Origin of the sequence: Streptomyces sp., assembly GCF_019510245.1 — a bacterium.
Taxonomy (GTDB): Bacteria; Actinomycetota; Actinomycetes; order Streptomycetales; family Streptomycetaceae; genus Streptomyces.
In genome coordinates, this window is the sequence record NZ_JAEKKT010000083.1 from 1 (window position 1) to 8,504 (window position 8,504).

Consider the following 8,504-nt stretch of genomic DNA (forward strand, 5'->3'; position numbering starts at 1 on the left):
TGGGCTACCAGCCGAACCTGGCCGACGAGATGGGTCTCCTCCAGGAGCGCATCACCTCGACCCGTGGTCACTCGATCACCTCGATGCAGGCGATCTACGTCCCCGCGGACGACCTGACCGACCCGGCCCCGGCCACCACCTTCGCCCACCTCGACGCGACGACGGTGCTCTCCCGTCCGATCTCGGAGAAGGGCATCTACCCGGCCGTGGACCCGCTGGACTCCACGTCCCGGATCCTGGACCCGCGCTACATCGCGGCGGACCACTACAACACCGCGATGCGCGTGAAGACGGTCCTCCAGAAGTACAAGGACCTCCAGGACATCATCGCGATCCTCGGTATCGACGAGCTCGGCGAGGAGGACAAGCTCGTCGTCCACCGTGCCCGTCGCGTGGAGCGCTTCCTGTCCCAGAACACCCACGTCGCCAAGCAGTTCACCGGCGTCGACGGGTCGGACGTCCCGCTGGACGAGTCGATCGCCGCGTTCAACGCGATCATCGACGGCGAGTACGACCACTTCCCGGAGCAGGCGTTCTTCCTGTGCGGTGGCATCGAGGACCTCAAGGCCAACGCCAAGGAGCTGGGCGTCTCCTGAACACCCTGAGTTCCCCGGAACTCCTTGTGTTCTTCGTGTGAGGGGGCGGGCGCGTCCCGCCCCCTCACGCACGCCTACTAGAATTGACCCCAACACCCGGCACCCCTGCCGGGTGGTGACCCGAGGAGCCACCCTTGGCTGCTGAGCTGCACGTCGAGCTCGTCGCCGCGGACCGCCAGGTCTGGTCCGGCGAGGCCACCCTGGTCGTCGCGCGCACCACGTCCGGCGACATCGGCGTCATGCCCGGTCACCAGCCGCTGCTCGGTGTGCTGGAGTCGGGCCCGGTGACCATCCGTACGAGTGAAGGTGGAACGGTCGTCGCCGCGGTGCACGGCGGTTTCATCTCGTTCGCGGACAACAAGCTCTCGCTGCTGGCCGAGACCGCCGAGCTGTCGGACGAGATCGACATCCAGCGCGAGGAGCGGGAGCTGGAGCGCGCGAAGGCGGAAGGTGACGCCACCGCGGAGCGGCGCGCCGACGTCCGTCTGCGGGCGGCGACCGGACGCTGACAGACTGCGCGTATGCGTTGACGTAACTCAGCCGCGGCTGAGACAGGAGCCATTCCGGTCCCAGCCGCGGCTGAGGTAGATCTGGGTCTTTTTACGTTCCATTACCTAGGAGACGGGGAGGTCGGTGCCGATGGTCCTCGCTCTGACTGTGGCCGGAATCGTGGTCGCGCTGGTGGTGGTGGGACTCTTCCTGTTCGGCCTGCGCCGCAGACTGATCCAGCGCTCCGGTGGCACCTTCGACTGTTCCCTGCGCTGGGACGTCCCCGAGAAGACGGACACCAGCGGCAAGGGCTGGAGCTACGGCGTCGCCCGCTACAACGGCGACAGCGTCGAGTGGTACCGCGTCTTCTCCTACGCCTACCGCCCCCGCCGGGTCCTGGAACGCGACCGGATCGAGGTGGCCGGCCGCCGCCATCCCGAGGGCGAGGAGGAGCTGGCCCTGCTCTCCGACGCGGTCATCCTCGCCTGTACCCACCGAGGCACCCGCCTCGAACTCGCGATGAGCGAAGACGCGCTGACCGGATTCCTCGCGTGGCTGGAAGCAGCCCCGCCCGGTCAGCGAGTGAATGTGGCGTAGCCACATTCACTCGCTGACCGGGGGTCCCCCCGGACGAAGTCTGGGGGAGCGTCAATGTCGCTTAGGACGATTTTTCCTCGGGGGGCTACGACAGCCCGGAGTTGATGGCGCTCACCAGTTCGCCGTTGCTGGTGTCGCCGCTGAACTCCCAGAAGAACGCGCCACCGAGGCCCTGGGACTTCGCCCAGCTCATCTTCCCGGCGATCGTCGACGGGGTGTCGTACGACCACCAGTTGGTGCCGCAGTGGGCGTACGCCGTGCCCGCGACGGTGCCGGTGACCGGGCAGGACGTCTTGAGGACCTTGTAGTCCTCGATGCCCTGTTCGTAGGTGCCGGCCGCCGCGCCCGTGGCCGTGCCGCCCGGCGCGTCCTGGGTGACGCCGGTCCAGCCCCTGCCGTAGAAGCCGATGCCGATCAGCAGCTTGCTCGCCGGTACGCCCTGCGCCTTGAACTTGGCCATGGCGTCGGCCGTGTCGAAGCCGGCCGTCGGGATGCCGGAGTACGAGGTGAGCGGGGAGTGCGGGGCGGTCGGGCCGGTGGTCGCCCAGGCGCCGAAGAAGTCGTACGACATCACGTTGTACCAGTCGACGTACTGGGAGGCGCCCGCGTAGTCGGTGGCGTCGATCTTGCCGCCGGCCGAGCCGTCGGCCGTGGTGGCCGCGGTGACCAGGTTGTTCGAGCCGAACTTGGCGCGCAGTGCGGCCATCAGGTTCTTGAAGGCCGCCGAGCCGCTGGTGTCGCAGCTCAGCCCGCAGGCGTTCGGGTACTCCCAGTCGATGTCGATGCCGTCGAAGACATCGGCCCAGCGCGGGTCCTCGACCAGGTTGTAGCAGGAGTTCGCGAACGCGGTCGGGTTGGCCGCCGCCTGCGCGAAGCCGCCGGACCAGGTCCAGCCGCCGAAGGACCACAGGATCTTGATGTTCGGGTACTTGGCCTTCAGCTCGCGCAGCTGGTTGAAGTTGCCGGCCAGCGGCTGGTCCCAGGTGTCGGCGACGCCGCTGACCGACTGGTCGGCGGTGAACGTCTTCTGGTAGTCCGCGTAGGCGTCGCCGATCGCGCACTGGCCGTTGGTGACGTTGCCGAAGGCGTAGTTGATGTGCGTGATCTTCGCCGCGGACCCGGAGGTCACCAGGTTCTTGACCTGGTAGTTACGGCCGTAGATGCCCCACTCGGTGAAGTAGCCGAGCTTGACCTTGGAGCCGGTGGTCGGGGGAGTGGTGGTACCGCCGGTGGTGTGGACGGCGACCGCGCCGCTGACCGGTCCCGTCTGGTTCGCGGTGTCGCGGGCCTGGACCGTGTACGAGTAGTCGGTGCCGGCCGTGAGACCCGAGTCGGTGTACGAGGTGGTGGTCACCGTGGAGACCACCTTGCCGTCACGCAGGACGTCGTAGTTCTTGACGCCGTTGTCGTCGGTGGCGGCGGACCAGCTCAGTTTCACCGAGGTGTCGGTGATGCCCGACGCGGTCGGGGTGCCGGGCGCGGAGGGCGCCGAGTCGCCCGGGGTGGTGGTGCCGCCGTCGCAGCTCGCGCCGTTGATGAGGCAGTTGCTGGGCGAGCCGGAACCGGCGCCGTTGAAGCCGAAGGAGACCGAGGCACCGGGGGCGAGGGAGCCGTTGTATGACTTGTTCTTGGCGGTCCAGTGGGTGCCGGAGGAGGTGACGTCCGCGTCCCACGCGGAGGTGACCGAGGTTCCGGAGGGATAGTCCCACTCGACGGTCCACGAACTGATCGACGTGGTGCCGGTGTTCTTGACGGTCCACTGGCCGCCGAAGCCGGTGCCCCAGTCCTGGGTCTTGGTGTAGGTCGCGGTGGCGGAGGTCGCGGCCTGGGCGGGGCTCGCGATGCCCACCAGGCCGGCCAGGGGGAGCACCAGCGTCGCGAGCCCTGCCGCGACTCTGTGTCCGAAGCGCATGCTGCGCCTCCCTCTTGTCGGGGGTGACGTGGGCATGACTGAGCCTTCATGCCCATGGTGCCGCGAGAATAGAAAGGTCTGGACCACCGGTCAATAGGTCTGGACCACTCTGTATACGGCGCCTCAGATCCCCAACTCCCACGCCGGCGACGCCTGGCGGGCGCCCCGCGTCCGACGAGGCCGCCCCGCCACGGCATGGCGCACCCCGGCACGAGGGCCGTCTCCGGCTGCGTACGGTCCTCGTGCGGGCGGAGGGGTGGCCCGCGTCAGCGCTCGCCGCCCGGGACCCAGAGCACGTCCCCGACGTCCTTGTTGGCCGTGCGGGCGAGGATGAACAGCAGGTCCGACAGCCGGTTGAGGTAGGTCGCGGTCAGCGGGTTCATCACCTCGCCGTGTGCCTCCAGCGCGGCCCACGTCGACCGCTCGGCCCGCCGTACGACCGTGCAGGCCTGGTGGAGCAGGGCCGCGCCCGGGGTGCCGCCCGGGAGGATGAAGGAACGGAGCTTCTCCAGTCGTTCGTTGAAGCGGTCGCAGTCCGCCTCCAGCTTGTCGATGTAGAACTGCTCGACCCGCAGGGGCGGGAACCCGGGGTTCTCCACCACGGGGGTCGACAGGTCCGCGCCGACGTCGAAGAGGTCGTTCTGCACCCGGGTGAGCACCTCGACGACCTCCTCCGTAAGGCCGCCCAGCGCGATCGCCGTCCCGATCACCGCGTTCGCCTCGTTGGCGTCGGCGTACGCCGAGATCCGCAGATCGGTCTTGGCGACCCGGCTCATGTCCCCGAGGGCGGTGGTGCCCTGGTCGCCGGTCCTGGTGTAGATGCGCGTCAGATTGACCATGTGGCCAGCGTAAAGGTGTCCCCGGTGGCGGGACGTGACGGTTGTCTCACGTCCTGAGACCGTGACACGCGTTACTTACCGGGTTTCCCGGCCCCCGACGAGCGCTAGGGTCCCGCCCAAGAGGCATACCTCAACAGCGTGTAAGGGGAGCGGAGTGGCACGGAAGCTTGCCGTCATCGGTGCCGGCCTGATGGGTTCCGGTATCGCCCAGGTCGCCGCGCAGGCCGGCTGGGACGTCGTCCTGCGTGACGTCACCGACGAGGCGCTGGACCGTGCCGTCGGCGGCATCCAGGCCTCGTACGACAAGTTCGTGAGCAAGGGGAAGCTGGAGGCGCACGACGCCGACGCCGCCCTGGCCCGCATCACGACGACCACCGACCTGGACGCGGTCGCCGACGCGGACCTCGTGGTCGAGGCGGTCTTCGAGAAGCTGGAGGTCAAGCACGAGATCTTCCGCGCCCTCGACAAGATCGTGCGCCCGGACACCGTGCTCGCCTCCAACACCTCCGCCATCCCGATCACCAAGATCGCGGCAGCCACCGAGCACCCTGAACGGGTCGTCGGCGTCCACTTCTTCTCACCGGTGCCGATGATGCAGCTCGTGGAGCTGGTCCGCGGCTACAAGACCAGCGACGAAGCCCTCGCCACCGCGCGGGAGTTCGCCGAGTCCACCGGAAAGACCTGCATCGTCGTCAACCGGGACGTCGCCGGCTTCGTGACGACCCGGCTGATCTCGGCGCTCGTCGTCGAGGCCACCAAGCTGTACGAGTCGGGCGTCGCCACCGCAGAGGACATCGACCTCGCCTGCAAGCTGGGCTTCGGGCACGCCATGGGCCCGCTGGCCACGGCAGACCTCACCGGCGTCGACATCCTGCTGCACGCCACCAGCAACATCTACACCGAGTCGCAGGACGAGAAGTTCGCCCCGCCGGAGCTGATGCGCCGGATGGTTGACGCCGGTGACATCGGACGCAAGAGCGGGCAGGGCTTCTACACGTACTGAAACACCAGTACGTAGACACTCTGACCGCCTGTCAAAACGCACAAACCCCAGAGGTTTCACCCTCTGGGGTGAATTCGGTATCGGTTCGCTTACAGATGGCAACCTCTGACCGGCGAACGCAGTCAGACGTTGCAATACCGGACAACACTTTCACGGAGTAGGACACGCACTCTCGGGGAGCGCATATGTACATCAGGGGCGACCACGCCGAGCTGGTCGTCGGGGGCCGCCTCGACGTCCGCAGCGCGGCGGACGCCCGTACGGTCCTGCACTCGGCCGTCGACGACGGAGTCGGCGACCTGGTGCTGGACCTGTCCGAGCTGGACTCCTGGGACGCCACCGGACTCGGGGTGATCATGGGGGCCCACCGGCGGGCCGGCCGCTGCGGCCGCCGCCTGGTGCTGCGCGGCGTACCGCCGCAGATGCAGCGCCTGCTGGTGGCCACCCGGCTGCACCGGATCCTGGCGATCGAGGGGGGTATCGGGGTGGAGTCGCTGCCCCGGGTGTGACACCGGGACCCGCGACCGGCTCCGCCGCGGTGCCCGCGGCCGGCTGCGCCACGGTGACAGGCTGTGCGGCGGCGAAGAGTCGGGACACGGCGATCCGGTGTGAACCGGGCGACGGGGGTGACCCGGTCGGACGGTGCGCATGCGCACGTCAGACGCAATCCTCACGAGACCGTGATGTCTCGGACGGCGCGGTACCCCGGACTGTCGTAGATACTGTGCGAAGGTTTAAGGTTCGGTCGCCCGCCGCCCTTGCCACCCTTCGAGCGCGGGCCCGGACCAGAAGCGACAGCGCGGTGTGCAACAGGCCGGGAGGGGCCGGTATTCACGGCACACGACGCTTTTGGGGGGCTAGGAACCTATGGACCCGATCAACCCGGGACCCGAGGGGTACGGCCAGGACGGCGACGGCAGCACGCCGCGCCAGCGCCCGCCCAGGGAATCCCTCACCACCGACTTCGGCCAGAGCATGCCGGCGACGGCCCGCACCACGCGGCTGGTCACGGGCGACTTCCTGCTGACCGTCAATCCCGTCGACGGCAGCGAGATAGAACCCTGCCCGCCGACCGAACGCCCCGCCGGGCCGGAGAAGCGCAGCGCCGCCGAGCGTGCCGAGTACGAGCGCGCCGTCCGGCCGCCGGTACCGCCCGGCCCCGCCCGGCCCGAGCTGCCGCTCCTGGAACGCCAGGACGACCGCGAGCGGCTCGTCCGGCTCCTCGCCCGCGGCCGCTCGGTGCGCCTCACCGGCCCCCCGGGCTCCGGCCGCACCGCGCTCCTCGACCTCGTCGCCGACGACTGCGCCGACCTCGCCCCCGACGGCGTGGTCCGCCTCAACGGCTTCCACCGCACGCCCGAGGACCTGCTCCACGACCTCTTCCACGCCGTCTACAAGGCGCCCGAGCACCGCCCGGACCACGACGAGCTCCTCGAACTGATCCGGGACATCGGCGCGGTCGTCGTCCTCGACGACGTCGAGTTCGGCGGCTCCGGGCTCGACGAACTGGTCGACGCCACCCCCGAGTGCGCCTTCCTGATCGGCGCCACCCCGGACGTGCCGGCGCCCTCCGCCGACTCCGCCGTCGAGGAGGTCTTCCTCAGCGGCCTGGACCGGGCCGGCGGCGTCGACATCCTGGAGCGCACGGTCGGGCGCGTCCTCACCGAGGAGGAGGCCAACTGGGCCGGCGACCTCTGGTTCGAGTCCGAGGGCCTGCCGCTGCGGTTCGTTCAGGCGGGCGCACTGCTGCGCCAGCGCGACCAGGTGCGGGCCAGCACGGGCGCCGTGGACGAGTTCGGTGTCTTCGCCTCCGAGCTGCCCGAACTCTCCGCCCTCTCCGATCTGCCGGCCGACGCGCCCTTCGACGCCGAGGCGACCGAAGAGGTCCCGCTCCCGTCCCTCGGCGAGGCCGCCGCGCCCGCCCCGCTGCTCGCCTCCCGGCTCAGCGCCTCCGCCCGGGCCACCCTGCGCTTCGCGGTCGCCCTCGGCGGCGAGGTGCCGCACCAGGCGCATCTGCCGGCCCTCGTCGGCGACACCCACGCGGACGCGGCCCTCGGCGAACTCGCGGGCTGCGGACTGGTCTCCCCGGTGGGCTCCCGCTACCGGCTCGCCGCGGGCGTCCTCCAGCAGCTGGAGGCCGCCGGATACGCCGACGACGCGGCGGCCCGGGCCCTCACCGCCGCCCAGCACTACGGCTGGTGGGCCGGGCACCCCTCGGTCACCCCGGAGCGGGTCTGCGCCGAGTCCGACGCCATCCTCGCCGCACTGGCGGTGGTCGTCCCCGAGACGGTGCCGCCGGAGGAGGACGAGGAGAGCACGCCGGTACGACTGGCCCGTAACGCCGCGCCCGCGTTCGCGGCGGGGCTGCACTGGAGCGCCTGGGAACGCGCCCTGCGGGCCGGCGCCGAGGCCTCCCGCCTCGCCGGTGAGGTCGGCGAACAGGCCTACTTCCACCACGAACTCGGCATATTCGCGCTCTGCGGCGGCTGGCTGGACCGGGCGCGGGCCGAGCTGGAGGCCTCGATCGGGCTGCGCGGTGCGCTCTCCGACAAGCGGGGCACGACGGCGGGCCGACGGGCCCTGGCCCTGGTGGCCGACCGCTCGGGCGAGGTCATACCGGTCGCCGCGATGGCGGGCGACGAGATTCCCGACGCCCGTCACGAGGAGTCCATATCCCCGGCCGGCGGCGTCACCGCGCCCTTCCCCGCGGTGCACTCGCCGGTCTCGGACACGCTGGTGACCCACCGGGCCCCGGCCGAACCGACTCCGGCCCAGGGCGGCGGCATCGTGCGCATGGCCCGTCGCAACATGGTGGCGGTCGGCGCGGGAGCCCTGCTCACCGCGGTTCTCGGCACGGTGGTGGGGCTCGGCATGACCTCCAACAACAACGCCGACAACCCGTCCAACAACGTGAGCGTCAACCCCTCGGCGAGCGAGGGCACGGGCGACGGCAGCCTGGACGCCGACCCCGGGCAGACCTCGGGCACCGGCGACGCCGGCACGGCCACCACCAAGCCGACGGACCCGGGCCCCGACGGCACCCTGGGCACCTCGGACGACCCGACACC

The 8,504-nt window shown here is 70.3% G+C and carries 7 protein-coding genes and 1 pseudogene; 6 read left to right on the forward strand and 2 right to left on the reverse strand.

Going from position 1 to position 8,504, the window contains the following annotated elements; translation table 11 throughout:
• The 3 genes and pseudogenes from JF597_RS04865 to JF597_RS04875 form a co-directional block, all read left to right on the forward strand.
• Positions 1 to 596: pseudogene (locus tag JF597_RS04865) on the forward strand (F0F1 ATP synthase subunit beta); the annotation flags it as partial.
• Between the two features lie 134 nt (positions 597 to 730).
• On the forward strand, positions 731 to 1,105 hold the full coding sequence (locus JF597_RS04870; RefSeq protein WP_293989365.1) for a F0F1 ATP synthase subunit epsilon: 375 nt from the start codon (positions 731 to 733) through the stop codon (positions 1,103 to 1,105).
• Between the two features lie 130 nt (positions 1,106 to 1,235).
• Positions 1,236 to 1,682 (forward strand): DUF2550 domain-containing protein, encoded by a 447-nt coding sequence (locus JF597_RS04875; protein WP_293989368.1) that lies wholly within the window; start codon positions 1,236 to 1,238, stop codon positions 1,680 to 1,682.
• An 85-nt stretch (positions 1,683 to 1,767) separates the two neighbouring features.
• Here the strand turns inward: JF597_RS04875 and JF597_RS04880 are convergent, their stop codons facing one another.
• Both JF597_RS04880 and JF597_RS04885 read right to left on the reverse strand, forming a co-directional pair.
• Positions 1,768 to 3,594 (reverse strand): glycoside hydrolase family 18 chitinase, encoded by a 1,827-nt coding sequence (locus tag JF597_RS04880; protein ID WP_293989371.1) that lies wholly within the window; start codon positions 3,592 to 3,594, stop codon positions 1,768 to 1,770.
• Positions 3,595 to 3,860: 266 nt separating this feature from the next.
• A complete protein-coding gene (locus JF597_RS04885) occupies positions 3,861 to 4,433 on the reverse strand; it encodes a cob(I)yrinic acid a,c-diamide adenosyltransferase (RefSeq protein WP_293989374.1) in 573 nt (190 codons plus the stop codon).
• 154 nt (positions 4,434 to 4,587) lie between these two features.
• On the opposite strand from JF597_RS04885, the gene JF597_RS04890 reads away from it, so the two are divergent.
• The 3 genes from JF597_RS04890 to JF597_RS04900 form a co-directional block, all read left to right on the forward strand.
• On the forward strand, positions 4,588 to 5,436 hold the full coding sequence (locus JF597_RS04890; protein ID WP_293989377.1) for a 3-hydroxyacyl-CoA dehydrogenase family protein: 849 nt from the start codon (positions 4,588 to 4,590) through the stop codon (positions 5,434 to 5,436).
• A gap of 185 nt (positions 5,437 to 5,621) precedes the next feature.
• Positions 5,622 to 5,945 carry an STAS domain-containing protein gene (locus JF597_RS04895; protein WP_030672301.1) on the forward strand — a complete coding sequence of 108 codons (324 nt, stop codon included), beginning with the start codon at positions 5,622 to 5,624 and terminating at the stop codon, positions 5,943 to 5,945.
• 358 nt (positions 5,946 to 6,303) lie between these two features.
• A partial coding sequence (locus JF597_RS04900) for an ATP-binding protein (protein WP_293989389.1) occupies positions 6,304 to 8,504 on the forward strand: 2,201 nt, incomplete at its 3' end.

Excerpts from the sequence above, each read along its gene's own strand:
- JF597_RS04875 (WP_293989368.1), top strand. The coding sequence starts at position 1,236 with ATGGTCCTCGCTCTGACTGTGGCCGGAATCGTGGTCGCGCTGGTGGTG.
- JF597_RS04880 (WP_293989371.1), bottom strand. The coding sequence starts at position 3,594 with ATGCGCTTCGGACACAGAGTCGCGGCAGGGCTCGCGACGCTGGTGCTC.
- JF597_RS04885 (WP_293989374.1), bottom strand. The coding sequence starts at position 4,433 with ATGGTCAATCTGACGCGCATCTACACCAGGACCGGCGACCAGGGCACC.
- JF597_RS04895 (WP_030672301.1), top strand. The coding sequence starts at position 5,622 with ATGTACATCAGGGGCGACCACGCCGAGCTGGTCGTCGGGGGCCGCCTC.